At 57.4% G+C, this 18,933-nt stretch carries 13 protein-coding genes and 1 pseudogene; 3 read left to right on the plus strand and 11 right to left on the minus strand.

The window, feature by feature from the left end; all coding sequences use genetic code 11:
• Positions 1-241: 241 nt before the first annotated feature.
• From N6L27_RS07350 to N6L27_RS07375, 6 genes and pseudogenes are all read right to left on the minus strand, one after another.
• Positions 242-621: pseudogene (locus N6L27_RS07350) on the minus strand (transposase); the annotation flags it as partial.
• Positions 622-2,533: 1,912 nt separating this feature from the next.
• Positions 2,534-2,722: a hypothetical protein gene (locus tag N6L27_RS07355; protein WP_271906571.1), complete on the minus strand. Its 189-nt coding sequence runs from the start codon at positions 2,720-2,722 to the stop codon at positions 2,534-2,536.
• Between the two features lie 70 nt (positions 2,723-2,792).
• Positions 2,793-4,604 (minus strand): TniQ family protein, encoded by a 1,812-nt coding sequence (locus N6L27_RS07360; RefSeq protein WP_271906572.1) that lies wholly within the window; start codon positions 4,602-4,604, stop codon positions 2,793-2,795.
• Between the two features lies 1 nt (position 4,605).
• The gene (locus tag N6L27_RS07365) at positions 4,606-5,577 is read right to left on the minus strand and encodes a TniB family NTP-binding protein (RefSeq protein ID WP_271906574.1); all 972 of its coding nucleotides are present in this window, start codon (positions 5,575-5,577) and stop codon (positions 4,606-4,608) included.
• A complete protein-coding gene (locus tag N6L27_RS07370; protein WP_271906575.1) occupies positions 5,552-7,714 on the minus strand; it encodes a Mu transposase C-terminal domain-containing protein in 2,163 nt (720 codons plus the stop codon). Before N6L27_RS07370 ends, N6L27_RS07365 begins: the two co-directional genes overlap by 26 nt.
• A complete protein-coding gene (locus tag N6L27_RS07375) occupies positions 7,714-8,406 on the minus strand; it encodes a hypothetical protein (protein WP_271906576.1) in 693 nt (230 codons plus the stop codon). Before N6L27_RS07375 ends, N6L27_RS07370 begins: the two co-directional genes overlap by 1 nt.
• 546 nt (positions 8,407-8,952) lie before the next feature.
• Between N6L27_RS07375 and N6L27_RS07380 the strand changes: the two genes are divergently transcribed.
• Together N6L27_RS07380 and N6L27_RS07385 are read left to right on the plus strand one after the other, a co-directional pair.
• Positions 8,953-9,483, plus strand: coding sequence for a hypothetical protein (locus N6L27_RS07380; protein WP_271906577.1), 531 nt, complete (start codon positions 8,953-8,955; stop codon positions 9,481-9,483).
• A gap of 385 nt (positions 9,484-9,868) precedes the next feature.
• Entirely contained in the window at positions 9,869-10,501 is a 633-nt protein-coding gene (locus N6L27_RS07385) for a tyrosine-type recombinase/integrase (protein WP_271906578.1), read from the plus strand.
• A gap of 303 nt (positions 10,502-10,804) precedes the next feature.
• Here the strand turns inward: N6L27_RS07385 and N6L27_RS07390 are convergent, their stop codons facing one another.
• Genes N6L27_RS07390 through N6L27_RS07405 form a run of 4 tightly spaced genes read right to left on the minus strand, consistent with a single transcriptional unit; the run spans position 10,805 to position 15,002 of the window.
• On the minus strand, positions 10,805-11,824 hold the full coding sequence (locus tag N6L27_RS07390; RefSeq protein WP_271906579.1) for a glycosyltransferase: 1,020 nt from the start codon (positions 11,822-11,824) through the stop codon (positions 10,805-10,807).
• Complete coding sequence (locus N6L27_RS07395) at positions 11,821-12,819, minus strand: glycosyltransferase family 2 protein (protein ID WP_271906581.1); 999 nt, start codon at positions 12,817-12,819, stop codon at positions 11,821-11,823. The genes N6L27_RS07390 and N6L27_RS07395 overlap by 4 nt, the downstream gene beginning before the upstream one ends.
• Positions 12,820-12,839: 20 nt before the next feature.
• Positions 12,840-13,763, minus strand: coding sequence for a glycosyltransferase family 2 protein (locus N6L27_RS07400; protein ID WP_271906583.1), 924 nt, complete (start codon positions 13,761-13,763; stop codon positions 12,840-12,842).
• Positions 13,764-13,766: 3 nt separating this feature from the next.
• Positions 13,767-15,002, minus strand: a complete 1,236-nt coding sequence (locus N6L27_RS07405; RefSeq protein WP_271906584.1) for an oligosaccharide flippase family protein — start codon at positions 15,000-15,002, stop codon at positions 13,767-13,769.
• A gap of 201 nt (positions 15,003-15,203) precedes the next feature.
• Between N6L27_RS07405 and N6L27_RS07410 the strand changes: the two genes are divergently transcribed.
• Positions 15,204-16,400 carry a polysaccharide biosynthesis/export family protein gene (locus N6L27_RS07410; RefSeq protein ID WP_271906586.1) on the plus strand — a complete coding sequence of 399 codons (1,197 nt, stop codon included), beginning with the start codon at positions 15,204-15,206 and terminating at the stop codon, positions 16,398-16,400.
• Here N6L27_RS07410 and N6L27_RS07415 read toward each other — a convergent pair.
• The gene (locus N6L27_RS07415; protein ID WP_271906588.1) at positions 16,397-18,925 is read right to left on the minus strand and encodes a hybrid sensor histidine kinase/response regulator; all 2,529 of its coding nucleotides are present in this window, start codon (positions 18,923-18,925) and stop codon (positions 16,397-16,399) included. The two genes, N6L27_RS07410 and N6L27_RS07415, sit on opposite strands and share 4 nt — an antisense overlap.
• Between the last annotated feature and the right edge of the window lie 8 nt (positions 18,926-18,933).

Below are 18,933 nucleotides of genomic sequence, written 5' to 3' on the forward strand. Positions count from 1 at the left end.
TTCTATCCAAACTGAGTAACCGTGAGATCTTGCGCAAGTCCATCACCAAATTGTGTGAATAGACACCTAACGGCAGACCAGGGAACCGTGACAAAGGTCTGGTATGGGCCGCCTTTGCAAGCGGCCCAATTTCTTCAAATTTCCACGCTTTCGGAGATCGCAAGAGCATCCTCCAACTCGACGCCGAGATAGCTGACGGTACTGTCCATCTTGGTATGTCCGAGCAGCAACTAATCGGCCCGTATCTCATCTGTCGTCGTCCCCATCCCTGAGCATGCTTTTTTTGAGCAAGCGGTTTTCCAAGGTGAGGTCGGCAACGGCCTCCTTCAGCGCCGACGCCTCAGCCCGCAGCTCTTTCACTTCGGGACTTGTCGCTTGCCGGGCTGTGTCGCCTGCCAGCCGCTTCTTTCCGGCCTCCAGGAACTCTTTCGACCAGGAATAGTACAGGCTCGTGGCAATCCCCTCGCGCCGGCACAACGCAGAGATGCTCTCCTCGCCACGCAAACCTTCCAGCACAATACGGATCTTCTCCTCCGCCGAATGGTGCTTGCGCGTCTTGCGGCGAATGTCTTTGACGACCCGATCGGCCGTCGGCTTGTCGGTTCCAGCTTTCCGTCTCATCTTCACTCCTTGACGGTTTAGATGAGCCAGAAACCCTCCGTTGTGCAAATCCCTCAATCAGGCACACAGGTGCTGACGTCAGACATCCCGCGCAGCGAAAGGGCAGTTTGAAATTTGCCAATATTGAAACCTCTGAAGGGTCGGTCTTGGGAACTTGCTGCGCCACTGAAATTTGTCTGCCGCGACTGCGAGTACATGCTGCGTTAGTAAACACCCGGAAGGGCAACGACGGCAAAGTCCCGCGCCTCGCTTGTCGATCAGCTGCACAACGAAAGGACGGTTTGGATTTTCGCTCTCAAATTGGCTTTCAATGACCGTTCTGGCGACATCGGCTGCATCGCAGCGACCAACCTGTCGCACTTGCGAGCATATGCTGCGTCAGCAATAGCCGCGTGAGCAAAAGGCTGCTTTCGTCCGGCGGTGTGTGAGTCCGTGACTGGCGTGGCGAATGGCAGCTGAACGGACGCGAGATCTGACGGGTAGCATCGCGTCCCGATCCTTGCGGCCCCTGGACTGTTCGATGCGGATGATGTTTCAGGCGCAGTCAATATCGCTAACCCGCAGCCCTGCAAGCCGACACTCGCCATGACCCTTGCTTTATCGGAATGGTTCCGGTAAGCAAATCGGCTGCATTTTGGGGCCCGCTGACCGGACCCAGCCTGAAACAGTCAAATGAATGGAGAGCGCCATGTAGCACGGAAACTACATGAAGGGCCTTAGATATGGCCCACTACAAACGCAAAAAGGCGCGCGCCGCGGTAAGTGCTCGCTATTCGGCGCACGGCCTAGAGCACCGGCTTTCGAAGGAGCACGGCAGCATCCGCTGGCTGGAAAACTGGCCACGTTGGCATGACAAGATCTTTCATACGCGCCCTGCAAGGCACAGGACGAAACTTCTGGAGGCACTCGTTATCAAAGGCGCAGACCCGGAGGTTTTAAGCTGGCCGGATGGACGCAGGCCCCATAGGTACTTTTGGTGAAAGTGACAGGAGGCCCGGATGCACCACCCGGCTTCGGATAGCGCCAGGCATCCTAACCTCGACCTTCATAGCGGTGTAAAACTTCAGGCTTGTTCTGACGGACAGGGCACCATTCAGTAAGCGTGAAATTCGTGAGATTTTCTTGAAGTGTGAAAATTTGAGAGAGTTGGCCTGCCACTTCGGCATAAGCCCTCTGCTGGCCCGCAAACTGTTGAGCATTGCAGGCATCGACTTCGTAAGAGACCTCCATAATAAATACTTAGCACAAAGGTGCTGCAGCTCCCTTGCCAGGCAGAACGGAATGAAGCCTGCAACCCTCTCTAAACTGTTCAAGGAAAAGGGGTTAAAGGTTTTCCCGCGACACTCCCGACCAGCCTTACCAAGCAGAAGCCTTCAAGAAATTTGGCATCAAACAAAAACCATCAACAGCTTCGCCCGTGCTCTCGGTGTCCATTGGCAAACTGCGTCCAACATCCACTCGGACAGCGGTCTTCCAGCGCCAGAGCAACCGCAAAAGCGATTAGGTCGACCTCCCAAATTGCAACATACGGAGTAGGTGATTTTCGGCCCAAAGCCGCCGCCCACTACGGACGAAAGATGCCGCAGTCGCAGCCCGCTTGGGCCTCCTAGTCTGTTCGCAGCTCGCCGGGAGCAAACATTCGTTTGCGGAGCCGGAACGATGATTTTGTCTGCGCGACTAGGGCATTACTCATCGAAACTAGCTGCAGCTTGCTCGAACGTCCGCATTACCTTCTGCCATGCGGCGGGTAGTTTTCAGCGGTGCAGCGGATCGGTAGGCTGCGTGCGCGCGGTATAATTTTCTGACTTCTGCAGTGGGCTCAAACTGTTCGTCTGCAACACCTTCCGCGAACGGCTGGAATTGCTAGCGTAGGTGTCTGCCGTAACAGACCAGCCTGGTTGGGGTCGTGATTCTAGCCCTTTTCAATCCAGTCAAGCAGCCCCTGTTTGAGCTGCCTCCTGATGTCAACGATCTGATGCAAAGCCTGGTCGATGACCTCCGCATCTTTTGATGCATAGGCTGCTTCGAGAAGAGCGAATTGCTTGTCCAGGTTTGTTGCGAGTTCTCTGTCGCCGATCTCTGACTGTTCTGGAATATCCATAGATTTGCCTCTCATTGCTTTGGATGACTCACCGGGCGGTGTTTCACACCGCAAATCGGGCACCTGATGGTCAAGTTTGCCGTCCGCTGAGTTCTGCTGGAAGTAAATCTCGCCGGTAAACCCGGACAAAGCATGCAGTTTCCTCAACTGCCGGAATTTCTGCACGGTCCAATTTTCGCGCCATGTGAATTGGCGCTATCTTTGCTCCCTCAGCTATCTGGCCCAATGTCAGGTAACGGGTTTCAAATGCCCGTATGCTGTCTTGTGTTATGACAGCGTGGTGGTGGTTGGTGTCCGGATTCTGCCGCACGATCTGTTGTAGGAAACCTGCATCGCGCAGAGCCCGGACAGAGCTGATTCCAATCTGAAGGTATCTGGCGGTCTCCGCGGGTGTCAGGTCGCCTAACAGATTTTGTTGCGTTCTGACAGAACCTGCTTTGCAAGGCACGTGGATGGACCGCAGCCCTTCGCCGCCTCCGGACCGCACTAATTCCTCTAATTCTCCGTTTTGCCAAAGCTGGATTATCCGCACCAATCCAATTCCGTTCTCCCTGCAGTACTGGCTGATGGGCAGGTACCCCGTGCTGTTATCAACCTTGGGCAGCTCAGATACTGCCGCCGTTAATCTGTCGAGGTCCTCCAGGTAGACATACCGTAACGCGGTTCCGAATTTGATGGATCGCAGCAGCCCGCGGTTGATCAATGCCTTTACTTGGACAGGCCGCACTTGCAGAGCCGCAGCTGCGGCTGTGAGATTACATAGCCCGCTCCAGAATTCGAGCGCCCTGGCCAGTTGGTCAGGTGTAGTTTCTGTCAATTGCGCAGCCTCACCTTCCTGCAGCTGGTCGACATGCGCTATGAGACGTTTAAGCAGTGCAACACCGACACCAGATTGGATCCGCGCAGTGTCAAATGACATGCGGTGTCTATCCGGCGGCGGTTTCCCAAGGATGCGTTTTTCAGGATTTGTGGTGTAATTCTCGAACACGAAACTCCGGACACAATCGGCGATCTCCACCAACTCGGTGTTCCGGTATGCCGTGCGAAGCCATGAATAGAAAGAACCGAGATCTCTTGAGCAGTAGGGGCGCTGATCCTTTGGTGCACACCTCAAGTCCTCCAATCGCTTCGCCAAGCTGTCATATCCGCCGGTGAGAACCCTGAGCCCCTCATCGCAATAGCGCTGAGATCTGGATAGTGGCTCCTGAAAAAGAAATTTCGCATCACCTCCAAGAATGGCGCTGCCCAGGGTCAAGCATGCCCGGTGCAATTGGGTGAGCTCCAGCCCCTTCAGCCAGTCGGCTTGGGGGCCGTCAAAAATCCTGTCGCGTACGTAGCTTTCGAAAACAGAGGGAAGATGCCTGGCGGGCTCAGACGCCGCCCGCCGGACTTTATCCCGGTGACGCAGAACCTGCGCCACTACATCATAAGCTTCATGAGAGGTTTCAGCCTTGGGCAGCTCAATAAGACTGACGCTGTGTTGCGCACAGCCGTGCAAACAAAGAATATTCCACTCCAGCAACTGATGAATGCCCGGGATTCCCCTTTCCGCTATTGCCTCTTCAATGCAGACGGGACAAATGCGCGTGGCCGTTCGCCGAAACGCTCCCGTACTGGAAAGGGTCTTCCCTATTCGATAGCGTCCGATCCCCTTCTGTTCAGGGTTCCACCGCTCCAATTGACTACGGTCAATACCACCTAGTTCAGAGAGCAAATCAAGTTGATCTGCATGGCCCGAACATAGAAAGGGCCACCGCATTCCCATATCGGAGCAAAAAACACGGGGAGCCGTCTCATTCCGGGCAGCCATCCGCGATACGATGCTAGCAGGCGTCTCCCCTGCAAGGGGCGTAACAGATAAAGCAAGTTGCCCGGTGAGCATTTCAGCACCCCCCTTTTACGTCATCATTGAAGCATTGCCGCGGGTCGATGTGGTAAAAGTCTTCTGCAATGAAGGGATTCAGACCTGGGATTGCGGCCGTACGCATGTGGTAAACTGCAGCAAAATGCCTCTTACTGACTACTGTACTCCCCCCTTCAGATCTCAGGGCATCGGTTATTGTCTCCACGATATATTGCGCGAGAAGACCGAATTCGTAGTCAGCAGCGTGCATCAGACGGGAGGCAAAATCTGCTGTCCTGACATCCTCGTGCCATTCCAAGGTCGCCCGATCACAGTAACGTGCCACAAGGCTCAGAACCTGATCCTGCCCGGTGTATTCGGAAAGGCGCTCAATCTCGATGGGGTAGAGACGCCGCGCGAGCTGGGGATCCTGGTTCACAATCACCTTCAATCCAGGCATTCCAGTCAACAGGAGCCCAACGGGCCATTGGCTGTTCTCCATCAAAGATTTACGCGTGTTGACGACAGCCTGTCGCTCTTTATCAGTTTGGTGCTGAGCAAGATCCTGCGCCTCATCAAGATGCAAAAACAATGTTTGCCGCAGCTTCAGCTGGCGTCTGACCATATCCCAGATAACCGGCGCAGACCGGTCACGGGACAAAGGATAGCCCAAAGCCTGGAGGGTTGCCGTGCCAACATGTTTCATACTGGCGGGAGATGGAACGTGCAAACCGGCCAGCTCCATTGTCCCGTCTGGATCGTCGCATACTAGGCGGTTCTGATACCGCCGCCGCAATTCCTTGATGGCAGATGTCTTTCCGGCGCCAGACTGCCCCACCAGAACAATTCCCCGAAGATTGGACACGATCCCTTCCGCCATGTCCGCACGCCGCTGCTCCAGAAGCTGGCCAAAGTAACTGTCGAGCCGTTCATAGGCCTCGGTTGGGACGTAGGCTGAACGGATGTCCTGAATAATCTGGCGGGTTCTAGGGTTTATCTTGTTCATCTTCATCACTGAACCTCCAAACAAAAGATTGCGGATCTGACGTTTCAGAGCCTTCTCGCGGTGCGGTGGAGCTCTTTTGACCGGCATCAGAAGGAAATTTGACATCCGCCCGGGTGTTAAGTGCATCGGCGATGCGGGTGACGTCGCTCCTGCCAACTTCGGCGATTGTCCCGGTCTCAAAGGCAAGATTGAGCCCTAGGAAACACTCATTCTCTGCGCGCCGGATATCCCTTGCAGAAACAGTAAGCGGGCCAATCTGGCGCCATGCTCGTTGATTGTCGTCAAGCTGCTTGATGCGTTCTAAAGCGGCATCAACAACGTCTACGTGAAGCCGCGCATCAGATCGGTTTCGGCGGCGGAAATCCTGGGCTGCCGCCTCCCACACCGAAAGTGATATGCCAACCGCCTGTGCAATGCCCGCTTTGAGCGTGTGCCAGGCGTCATCGAACCAAACCGATAAGTGGCCAAGATCTTCCGGATCAAGCCGGACATCGACCTGAGCACCGCCACACCGCTGGAAATAGCGTGCCAATTCAACACTATTGTAGGCTATTCCGCAGACAAGAACGCCATGCCGACCGAGCTGGCGCTGAAGCGGTACACCGAGGATATGACGCAGCACATGGGGCGATTTGGCCGGACTATGTCCAAATTTGCGCTCCAGCCGATCCCAGGTGTCTGCAGGGGTCGCGTATGCCAACCCTTGATGTGACCGGTGATGATAAGCATCAACTACGAAACGCACCAACAACTCGACGATACTTTCCGCCGTATGCACAACATATTTGTCGGCTGGGTAATCACCACGCTCCTGCGGGTTGCCAAATGTCCGCCCTGTCAGGAACGGCATCAGCATAGTCCCTAGAGATCGAAACACACGTTCAACACGGGCGCGTAACTTGGGCACGCCCGCTGGCAGCACTTCATAACCAATCCCCAGGTCAGAAAGTGCGGCCTTGAATTCCGGGTTCACGAACGAGGGCCCGTTGTCGACGACGACATTGAAGATATGACCGTGCTGCACCCACTCCCGCTGACAGCCCAGATCTGCGGAAATCTGAGACTTACTCCGCATCGCCAACCACAGAGTGGCCAAAGCCGTCTCCACAGACGGCGTCTTTGCCAGTTTGACAGCCAAAATGACACGTGTGGCCGCATCGATGGCTACGCAGACCCAGAAGCGACCGGTTTTCAGCTCATCGAATTTTGGATCACTGGCATCGACACCTGAAGCATCCAGAATGGCCAAGAGGTCGATTTGCCACTCATCCATCTCAATCCGCTGCAGCGGGGCCTCGACCTCAAGACCTTGTCCGTAGGGCCCGTACTTGTTTTTGGCGACGGCCAGCCCGTGTCGTGCAGCACATGTCTCGAACCTGTTTAGCTCCTCAATGCGACGCCGAACCGTTCGTTCAGAGACCTCTCGCTCGGGCATGTGATCACCCAAAGCTCGAGTTTTGTAAAGCTGCCGAACTGCACGATTGGCTTCTTCTGTCACTCGCGACACATTCACGCGGTTGGGGTGAAGAAATGTCTTTATGGCATTCTGGACTAACCCCTCAACCTGCCTTGAAATTCCTTTGGCGTTCGACCCATTGAACCGGGATCGCTTTACGAAACACATGGGATCTCTGGTTTTCTGCCAATCCCGAACCCAATTCATAAGCGATGTACGGCAGGGCGGCTTCCGCTTCAGCAGCATGGCAAGTTCAGGCCCGTTCTGTCCTATCCGAATGGCTTCAAGCAGCTTAGCTTCCATGCGGCGTGTCAGCTCTGGCAGGAACTTGGCAACACCCTTTTCTGATCGCGTTACCTCGAAGTTTCCCTCGGCTTCTAGAAACCCCTCAACCCACATTTGCTTCCAGAAGATCAATGCCTTTTCATCTGGTCTCATTCGGCTGATGATGGATCTCCCAGCCAATGCCCTGCGGGCGGCCTGCGCGCAGGAGAAGTACCCATATTCGATTGTGGCATGGCCGCTATCGAGCATGGACTTCAGGTCAGCGTGGCTCAAACTCATGGGATGCTGCGAGCCATCCATAGAACGTATGTCGACTGTAGAATCCGATACCCTGTCGATGATTTGTACCCGTCCTGAGGCGATCAGAGCATCCGACTTGCTTAGGCGAAGTTTCACTGGCATCAGCCGGCCTCCACTGGAGACAGGACACTGAGTTCTGTGATCGGACACATCAGATCCGTCGAGACAACGCCTGCGAAAATCGATCGAAAGACCGCTCTGAAAGCACGCCCGCCCAACCCGCTGGAATCTACGATCTCCTTGACCTGGACGTCCCCAGTCAGGCCCTTCAGCCGCGTCGAAACAAGTAAATCGGCATCTGGGTCGGCTGTACCACTGAACATGTGTAACAATTCTGCATTGCGCACTTCAGCTGGCGAAAAGCTGTTCTCCGTGACCAGAACGGCGTCATCTGCGATACGCAAAGGAAGCTGTGCGCGTAGCAGCGCTAGGTGTTCGCCAAAATTGTATCTCTCGACCAGGCCTTCGGGCTTGACAGCGATCGCCAGTTTCTTCCCGTCATCACGAGTGACCAGATAGTCAAATGTATGATATTTGATACGCCCGTCCGGCCCGCGGAACTCAACTTGCGGCGGCTGGTCCCAAACGTCGACCACGCCTCTTTGCGCCAAAATTACCAGTAGGCATTTCCGCTCCAGATCACTCTCGAAGATAACCTGCCGCGAGGCGGTTTCTGATCGCAATTTGGCAAGCAGAAACCCGCGTGCACTCGCTTTAGAGCGGGCTGGGAACATTCGCGTCGCCCGGCTACGTTTCGGAGGGACATAAGGTCCCTCAGAGGTCAATTCATACATCAGTAGTTGTCCCGCGCCGCAGAGCTGACTGCGGCATCGTTGGGATCCCTTCTTCGGTTAAAGACACAGAGACCCGCGCACAGAAGCGAACTGCACGGTTGACCGGATCCGGAATTTGGGTCATGAAGAAGACGTATCGGGGTCGATCTTGATACGTCTAAGGGGCTTCGGAGCTGCAACTCCGAGGCCTTTTGCTTTTCTAACTCATGCTAAAATTCCTTTCTCGTTGGCCTGAATTCAAAGGCTGCAAAGATGGAGGTAAAGGGAGTTACCTCCTGCGTGCACCTGTCAGCCCGATGACAAGGCAAAACCGCGCCGCATGGATACCCAAACAGGCAGTCGGGAGACGATTCTCACAGCCACTGGATCACGACGAGCTTTAACGCGCCTTCAAGATTTGTAAATTGTTTATTTTTTTCAGAATGTTACATCAATCCGGCCTCAAATTTCGGATTACGAAGCTTGATGAGGCTGTGCAGTTTAAGGCAATTCACCTTGAAGGCTGAATTGGAACAGGTTTTCCGGAGTTGGTGGCTGCAAGGGGACATGGATATGGTTAAGGTCGCTTTCAGTGCGGATCCCCAACGGCAGAATTGGCTTTACGTTAAGGCGGCAACAGGAAGCTGGCATTCATGCTCGCGCCGCCGGATCAGAGTTGCCTTCAATAGAGCCGAAAACCTGAAACAGCTTGCTGAATGGCTTGGGGTTTCCCCAATGATGGTACGCCGGATTCTTACAATTGCTGGGATCGATTTTGTGAGACGGCTTTATTCCATCTACATGAGCGGCAATTCTTGTGAGCATCTTGCCGCGCAAAACGGAATGAAGCCCGCCACGTTGTCAAAGTTGTTCAAGAACAAGGGCTTCTCTGTCAAGCGTGGACGCCCGTACGTGCAATTGCCAAGGGAGCAGGCCGATCAGGCCTGGCGTTGCACCGGTACAGTCAACAGCTTTGCCCGTGCCTTAAATCTTCACTGGAAGACGGCCAAGAATATCCATCAAGAGCATGCGCTACCGAAGCCTAGTCTGAAATACAGGCGTTTCGAATGTTATGCGCTCGAGGTTCGGCCACCATGATGCGTCCGCTGAAACAGACGATGCTGGCCTCAACAAGCCGCACCTGTCCTTCAAAACCGGATGTGAAACGGGAAAGATGGCGGGACGAAGCCACTGCTTCTGTCGCCAAAAGCAATTACGGCTGGCAGCCCGAACCGGACATGCGAATGAGGCACGCGGTGCTGGATGCTGCAGGCGCGAGGCTTGCCAGCCAATTCATCCATTGCGGACGTTCATCCAGGCACGGGCAATATTTTCGAAGCTTCGCTCTCGGCCCGAGGATTCCCCATTTCATCGCTCGGTTGACCTAACCGCAATTAGCCGCGCTGCTGAATTAGCATGTTAGAATTATGCACCAACGTCGGGTTGGTGTCGTGGAAGGGCGTGGCGGATCGGAGAGCCTATCATGCCCATTGCCAATTTACCCGCCATTCGCGCGTGCCGCCCAGCCTGGAACAAGGGGCGCGTTGTCGGTCAGAAGCGGCCGCTCCTGCCAAAACACGTCTGGGCCATTCGCGTCCGTTTGGAGATCGCCCGGAACCACAGGGATCTTGCCCTGTTCAACCTGGCCATCGACAGCAAGCTGCGTGGCTGTGATCTGGTGAAACTGAGGGTCGCGGATGTCTATGCTTCGGGCCAGTTCAAGGAACGCGCCTCGATTGTCCAGAGCAAAACCCAGCGGCCTGTTCGCTTCGAGATAACGGAGGGCACGCGCAAGTCGCTCTCGCGATGGATGGAGGAACCGATGATGGTCGGCTCAGAATACCTCTGGCCGGGCCGATTTCACGATCGTCTACACATCTCAACGCGGCAGTACGCCCGTCTGGTGCGGGTCTGGGTGAGATCCATCGGGCTGGATTCCACATCCTATGGGACGCATTCCATGCGCCGGACAAAGGTGGCGCATATCTACAGAAAGACTGGCAACCTGCGGGCCGTTCAGCTCCTGCTCGGACATACCAAGATGGACAGCACCGTCCGCTATCTCGGCGTCGAGCTGGAGGATGCTCTCGCGATCTCTGAAAGCGTGGAAATTTGAAGAATTTGGGCCGCTTGCAAAGGCGGCCCGAAGCGGACCACCGGCCTGTCGCACAGGCGACTAGGAATAGACAGCCTAAAACCGAATTTCAGCGTGGGCCTTCTAAGAAATCGGGCATGTACACAGTTTACGCATCGGCCAGAGGAGTTTCGCTGAGCAAGTCTATGAATGTGGGCAGCACCCTTCAGGCAGGCGCGCCGCCTGTAGGTCCGCAGGCTCAATTCTTCTGAAACCGAGAAAAACATGTCGGCCAGATCGAAGCTAAAGAAGCGCTCTCAGAACCGTGCAGCTAAATCTCGGCACTCAGAATACACAGCCCGCTGGTGAACTGCCTCTCTGTGAAGCAATGCCAGGAGACAAACACAGCGATTTCCAACAGTCGGAAAAATGTCTTTCGTAGTTATGAGCGTGCCCCAGCCCGCGGGGGCGCGGCGGTGCTGCAAAAAGCTCCTCTAGTTCGCTCTGCCAGGGTTTTATTCCTGCGCCGTCAACCAGTGCGGCTCCATGGGGCAAGTGATCCGTAAGTCCATCGACGTTGCTGACAAGCAGCCTGCGTCTCGCTGCCAGGGTTTCAATCGCAACCAGCCCGTAGGCCTCCCATCGCGAGGGCATCATTACCGCGTCAAGACTAGCCATGGTCGCCACCGGGTTGGAAGAAAAGCCTTTGAAATGTATGCGGGGATCACCGGCGGCAAGGTCGCGGAGCAACCTCTCCTCCGACCCCTGACCATAGATATGAAGGGCAATGCCGGGGTCGTTGAGTTCGCGGAAAGCCTTGATCAGGATATCAAACCCCTTCTGCGGTTCCAGCCGTCCAATGGCACCGATTGTCTTCACCGCGCCCTCTGACGGTGCCAGTTCCCGGAAAGCAGACAGATCAACGCAGGAGGGAATGACATGCATAGCGTCCGGCCGAACGAAACCCTCATCCCTCAGCCACTGCCCCTGTGCGGCACTCACGGCAACGACATTGTGGAACAGGGCATATGAAAGCTTGAGGAGAGCGCCGAACCGCCGTTTCCGTCTTACATTCAGAACTGTGAAGCATTTGGTGTAACTGTGCTCGACATGAATAAGGCGTGCTGCGGGGTTCAAGACACGCAAGGAGGCCAGCAAGGGTAGAAGGCGCCAGCTGATCGCAAGATGCGAAATGATCACATCCGCTTCCAGCCGCCCTACGGAATGCCTGTTCCGTTTCACCTCCAGCAAGCTGTGATCAGCCTCGCGCTTAAGATCAGGCGTTGTCATCATGTGACTGACGACGCGCATCACTCCGCCTGCAGTGGTGTCGTCAACCAGGTGGGTTACGCGAATAACGGTCATGACATGGCCTCGGTTCGGTGTGCCCTTGCGGTCAGGTCCATTGTTTTTCGCAGAGCCTTCGGCCCGGTCACGGCAAGCAGCGCAGTCGCCACCAGGGTTGCCCCGGACTTCAACGGATCCTCCCAAAGCGGCTGCAGGGAACAGGCAAGCCACGCCCTGCCAAGACGTACTGCGCGGCGGCTGTCCAGATCGCTGATGGCGCGCCGGTTGAGGTAGCGGAGCTGATATGCCCGCGCCACTCCTGTTTCTTGCGCAAAAAACTTGGGGTTGGTCTGTGACAGCTTGCGAACCATCCGCTCCCAGGCGGCAAGCTGGCGGCCTGTCGCAGCAGAAAGCCCGCCTGAATTGATCCGGTAGCGTGTGAGCAGGCCCGGGATCCCTTCGAACGCCCAGTTGGTCGTTAAGGCAATCCGCAGCCAGCATTCGATGTCCTCGGATTGGCGGAAAGTCTCGTCGAAATACCAGTCGCGCTCAGACTCGGACCGGGGCCGGAAGGCGATTTCGTCAAACACTGCCCGCCGGATCACGGCGGCAGATCCGTTTCCGACCGGGTTGCGCTTGAAAATGTGCTTGGCGTCGATGTTTTGCAGCCGCGGCCGCTGCGCCTGGCCCGTCAACGCACCATCCTCCGAGATGAAGGCGGATCCGGCATAGCTGATCCCCACCCTGGGGCTGGCCGCCAGATGGCTGATATGGCAGGCCAGCTTTTCCGGCTCCCACATGTCGTCTGCGTCGCAAAACGCCACTACATCGCCCTGTGCGCCAGCAATACCCGAGTTGCGCGCTCCAGCAAGGCCGCGGTTTTTCTGGTGAACCACGCGAAAGCGCGGGTCGCTGCAGAAGCCCGAAGCAACCGTGGCTGTTGAGTCTGTAGAGCCGTCATTGACCACAATGACTTCAAACTCCGTACAGGTTTGCCTCTGCAAGGAAAGAAGAGTGTCAGCGAGCGTTGTCTCGGCGTTGAAAGCAGGAACGACAATTGATGTGAAGGCCATGGTTGTGATCCTCGAGAAAGTTAACGGGAAAACAGGTTCCGGCGCAGCGGCCGGGGCAGGAACGGCGCTAGCAGTGAGCCGGCCAATGTCAGGCCGCCCCTGCGGAACGGGGAGAAAAATCCGCGCGGGCTTTTGAGTATGCCGGACGCAGTTTGTTTCAGCGCATAAGCCGGAGCCCCATTCAGACGAAGCGCCCGGCGGGCAAGGTAGCGGTGGTGAATGGCATGAGAGGTGGCGCTTGGAACCACGCCAAAACCGGCGGCGGTTGCAATTGCCTGTTCACGGCCTGCCCGCATTGCCTCAAGATCCGCCGACAATCCTTCAACGGAAGTGCGGTAGTAAGTATGCAGGCTGTCAATTCCGCTCACCCGCGCGCCGCCGCCAACCAGGCGGATCAGCCACTCCAGGTCTTCGTTGTGGACCATTGCCTCGTCAAAGCCGCCGGTTGCCGCAAAGACCCTGCGCCGTACGGCAAAGTTTGACATGGTGCAGACCGGATTTTCCCCCAGCAGCATGGCGATGGTCAGATCCTGCACGGGAACTGTTGAAAACACGCGGGCATTTGCCGGGTTGGCGCGGAAGAAACCGATCCGTCCATAGGCACCATCGACGGCCCCCTGCCGGAAGCTCGCTCGGAGCTGCGACAGCTTATCCCGGTGCCAGATGTCGTCCGCATCGCAAAACGCAATCACATCACCGCAGGCGTGTTCCATTGCGCCGAAGTTGCGGGCCGCACTGGGGCCTTTCCCGGGGTTGCGGACCAGCCGGATCCGGGCATCGGCAGCGGCAGCGGCCCGCACCAGGGTGCGGGTCTCATCCATTGAACCGTCATCAACCACAACCGCCTCCCAATCGGCGCAGGTTTGCGCCTGGAGCCCGGCCAGGGTTTCCCGGATCGTGGCGGCAGCGTTGAAGCTGGGAATGACTGCGGAGAAATACGGCATGTCTCAAACCTCTGCGGTGCGGTGGCGGAAGGCCATGGAAAGGGTTGGCAGCGATGCGCCCGTCATCATCAGCGCTGCAACTGCGGCATAGCCGGCGGCGACGACTGTCAGGCCGTAGGGCGCAAGCAGGCAGGTGTTCAGTATCAGCACCCCGGTGGTGGCGAGCGTGACCCGGAATTCCTGCCCTGGTCGGCCGTTTGCCCGCAGCCAGCCCGCAGTTGCGGACCACAGCGTGGTCGGGATCGCAACCAGGCAGAGGATCGACACAACACCTTCGATGCCTGCCCAGCCCGCCCCGAACAGGACCGGGACATAGAGCGGGGCCAGCAGCGACTGCGCGATGACAGCCGGTGCGATGATCCCGACTGCCACCAGCAAGCTTTGGCGCAGCGCTTGCAGCTTGTCCGCGCTGGCACAGAGATGCGGGAACAGAACAGTGGAGAAAGCCACGGTGAAGGAGTTGGAAAGGCTGAGGCCGGCATTGAAGGCCATGAAATAGAGGCCAAGCGTCTCTGCCCCCATCAGCGCGCCCACGATAACCTTGTCGGCCTGCAGGCGCAGCGCCTTGACCAGTTCGACGCCCAGCACCGCCCATCCATAGGTTAGGAACGGGCTCAGCGGTGCATAGCCTTGGGACGGATCGGGGCTCCAGGGATGCAGGTGGCGCATTGCGACCAGCCAGAACGGCGCTGTCAGCAGGCGCGGCAATATCAGCGCGAGGGCGGACGGCCAAAGCAGCGCCAGCACCACCGACATCAGGTTTGACGCCACGATCTGCATGCCCGAAATGGCGGCAGTCTGGCGCAGCTTTCCTGCCCGCATGGCAAGGCCTGCCTGTACCAGCCCGGCGGGCATGAACAGGTATTCACCCGCCAGAAGAAGCACCAGTGCCAGCAGCATGACGCTGCCGCCGCTGGCATAAAGCACAAGCCCCGCCAGCGACTGAAGCAAAAACAATCCGACGCACCAGACCCAGTAAATGCGGTGTGCAGTAGCACAGGTCTGCTGCAGCTGAGCCTGCGGGGCCGCGATGATCTTTTGAATGACGCCATTTTCCGTCAGCGACTTGACAATATCGGCCGCCGCCAGGGCTGCCGCAGCAATGCCGATCTGATCCAGGTGGAGCGTGCGCGCCACCGCGACAACCACCAGAAGCCGCGAAACCTTGGCAGCCGCCTCAGACGCACCGTAGGCAAAGAGGTTTTTTGCGAAGGAGGGAACTTGCAAGGTGCGGGGCATCGGAACCTGTCCATAGAGCTGTTGGATCAAGTCATAGCGGGCTGGAGAACCTGCTGTCCCTTGCTCCCAGGGACAGGGCAATGGTGCAACAGAACTGTTCCATATCCGAAAGGATAGCGCTGCGATATCAACGGGCTCTCGACCGCTGTGGCCGAATTCCGTATCACCAGTACAACCCGCAGTGATCCCGCGAGCAGTTCAATGAAGAAACCCCTCAGAAATGGAACGGCAATTTTGGCGATCTTGTCTCTGAGCGGCTGCGCGCAGATCGACCCGCCTGACAACCTGGAGCCGGTTGCCTCTGGTGACGGGTATCAGGCCCAATACCGTGAACCAGAGGTGTCCCGTAGCGAAGCCGGTTTTCTGCAGTCTCAGACAATGAACGAGTCCAGGTGCCGCCCCGCCGTCGGCGGAACCGGCGGCAAGGGCGCTGGAACAGCGCAGGCTGCGTTGGCAGGCGAGCGGTTCACCCGCAATGACCTGGTGAACGTGCGTGTCGGCGATGATGAGACCTTCAATGGCGACTACGTCATCTCGCGGGATGGCACGCTGAAGCTTCCCTTCCTTTCACCGATCCGTGCGCAGGGCCGAACGGCCATCCAGATTGAAGATGACATCGCCGCAAAACTGATCGCCGAAGACTTCTACTCTGACCGGCCGCGGCTGTCGGTCCGGGCCGCTGATTTTGCCTCGGTCACGGTGGGTGTTTCAGGAGCTGTTTTTGAGCCTAAAGCCGTGGAAATCGGCGGTGTGCCAGGTGACGAAGTGGATTCCCGCAGGCAGGGGGCACTGGGTGCCTCGACCGAAGCACGCAACCTGTCTGCTGCATTACGTGCGGCAGGCGGGGTGCGCCCGGATGCGGATATCTCGGCAGTCGAGGTGCGGCGCGGCAGCAGCCTCTACCTGCTGGACATGCGCGGAGTTTTCGAAGGCCAGAACGCCGTCGACATCATGCTGCTGACAGGCGATCAGGTGCATGTGCCCAGCCGCGGGTGCTTCCAGGAAGACCTGATGCGGCCCAGCCCCATCAGCCCGCCGGGGGTGACACTTTTCTTGTCGAACCTCACCCAGCCGGCAGCAGGCAACGCGCTTTCTGCTATTGGCCGCGAGGTGCGCGAGTTTCCCTATGGCACGCGGTACCTGCAGGCGGTGGTGGACACCAACTGCGTAGGCGGCGCTCGCGCCACCAGCGCGCACCGCTCTTCCGTCCTGTTTTCCCGAAACCCGGTCACCCAAGTGTCGGTTGTGATCGAACGGAGGATCGAAGACCTGCTGCGCCGCGCTGACCGGGACGATTATGACCCCTTCCTCCTGCCCGGGGATGCCATTGCCTGCTATGACAGCACAATCACCAACCTGGGTGAGGTCGGCAGGCTCATTGGCGCCTTCAACTACTAAAACAGATTGAGCACTGGCTTGGTGGAGGTCCAGGCATTTCTTAACGGGCTCAGCGCGTCTTCTGCCGCTTGACGTTCCTGGCTGAGCGCCGCTTTCTCGAGACGGATCAGCGCACTGCGAAGCTCCGGAAGCCCGAAGGTTGCGGCGCTGCCGGCAATCCGGTGGGCTTCGACTGCGGTTTCGTTCGCAGCCAAATCCTGCCCGTTTTCAAGGCCTTTGAGGAAGGCTTCCATTTCAGCTTCAAAGCGGCTCAGGAGGGGTTGCAACGCTTCTGCACCAACCGTTTCCTCCAGTTCAATTAGCTGCAGCGACCGCAGTGCAGCTCCTGCCGGTGCTGACGGAGCCGGGGAAGGGTGGTCTGCAATCAATTGCAACAGGCCTTCACGTGTCAAAGGTTTGGTCAGCACATCATTCATGCCATCCTTTAGAAAGGCTTCCTGCTCCTCGGCCATCGCGTTTGCTGTCACGGCAATAATCGGCGTGCGCGCTGACGCGCCGCCGCCGGTCCTGATCGCCCGTGCGGCACTGCGACCGTCCATGACCGGCATGCTGATATCCATTAGGATCAGGTCAAAGCCCGTTTCTTCTGCGATCTCGACCGCTTCCCGGCCATTGTGCGCTTCGGTCACAAAATGCCCCTGTGCTGTCAGCATCTCCCGGGCGACTTGGCGATTGATCTCGTTGTCTTCCACCAGCAGGACATTTGCCCGCTTCCTGGCAGGTGCAGCAAACCGGGCCTCCCTCGTCGGCTCAGGTGCCGCAATGGCCTGAACAGGCAAGCTGACATTAAAGACACTGCCTTCTCCCGGAGTGCTTACGACAGTGATGCGGCCACCCAGCGCTTTCACAAACCGCTGGGCAATCCCCAGACCCAGTCCGGTTCCCCCGACTTCCCGGTCATAGGAGCTGTCTCCGGTCGCGAAATCATCGAAGATATGCGGCAGCAGGCCCGGGTCGATGCCTGTACCAGTATCCCGCACCGAAATTTGCAGAATGGTCTTCCCCTCGTCAGCGGCACTGGACTGAGCGGTGATGGATATCCGCCCGTCTTTCGTGAACTTGACTGCATTGCCGACGATGTTCATCAGAATGTGCTGAATGCGGTCCCGATCCGCGTGAACCCAGTTGAGTGGCGCCCCTGCCCAGCCCCACTCCAAAGTGCTGCCGTTGCCCGCCGCTGCACCGCTTAGGCTGTCTACAATGTCTTTCAGCAGTGTGCTGATATTCATGTCCACCATTTGCAGCCGCAGTTTGCCCGCGTCGAATTTGGTAATGTCCAGAACATCCGAAATATGGCTCATCAGCAGTTTGCCGGACGTCTGCATGTTTCTTATGTAGCGGGACTGCTTGGCACTGAGCCGGGTTTCCTCGAGAAGGGTCAGATTGCCCAGCAGCCCATTCAACGGGGTTCGGATCTCATGGCTCATGGTGGCCAGAAAATCGGTTTTTGCTTTCTCGCCGGCCATTGCACGGTCGCGGGCCAGAACAAGCTCGGCCTCGGCTTGCACCTGGCTGGAAATATCACGCAGGAACGCAATAAATATTTCGCCTTCCTTGGTGTCCGCAGACTGGATGGCAAGCTCCACGGGAAAAACTTCGCCGTTTGCCCGCTTGGCTTCAAGCTTGAAACGCCCGCTGCCCACAACACGCTTTTCGCCGGTTTCGCGCAGGCGGGCCATGCCGGCCTGATGCGCAGCGCGGTGATGTTCGGGCACAATCAGCTCGCCCAGATCGCAACCCACTGCATCTTTCGCGGAATAGCCGAAAATCTGTTCGGCAGCGGCGTTGAAATCCGTGATGCGCCCTAACGTATCCGCCACGACCACCGCGTCAAGAGACGTGCTTGTCACGATGTTCATGCGCTCACTGGCTTCGATGACTTGTGTCCTGCGCCGCACGTTCTGAGCGTTCAGCACAGCCAGGTAACAGGCAAGCACGGCGAGCGCTGCCACTAGCGCGGCAATGGCAATCGCCAAATGTAACAGGGTGCCCGAAAAAGCCTCGCGCCGAAAGTCGGACTCCACAGCGAAATAGTTGAGGCCGGATACGGACAGCCGCCGCACATCCGGGCGGATTGCCTCCGATTGCGCCTTGAGGGCGGGCAAGGCTTCCTGCAAAGCGCTTGTTTCACTGTCAATGTCAGGCACTACGGCTTCCAGGTAGGCACCTACTGTTGCCAGATTGGCCGCAAACTCCGGCACTTCCCGCAAATCGCTGTAAATAGACGCCTGACGCAGCGTCCGGATGCGGCTGAAGAAAACATCAAACCGCCGCCGGAGGCTGCGAAAGTCCGGTGCCTCCTCCAGCTGCGCCTGCGACAACGCCAAGTCAAACTGAAGAAACTCCACTTCCGTCTGGGACAAAGTCCATTGAATGTTGTCGGAACTGGCCGAGTTCAGCCGTGTGATGTCGCGGGAAACATTGAACGCAAGCAAGGCAATGGCTGCAAAACCCATCAGCGCAGGCAAACCAAATGCGGCCAGCCGCAACCAGATCTTGCTCCGTTTTCTGCCGGCCATTGCCATTACCCTCA

The sequence above is a fragment of the Leisingera sp. SS27 genome, assembly GCF_028368855.1.
GTDB lineage: Bacteria > Pseudomonadota > Alphaproteobacteria > Rhodobacterales > Rhodobacteraceae > Leisingera.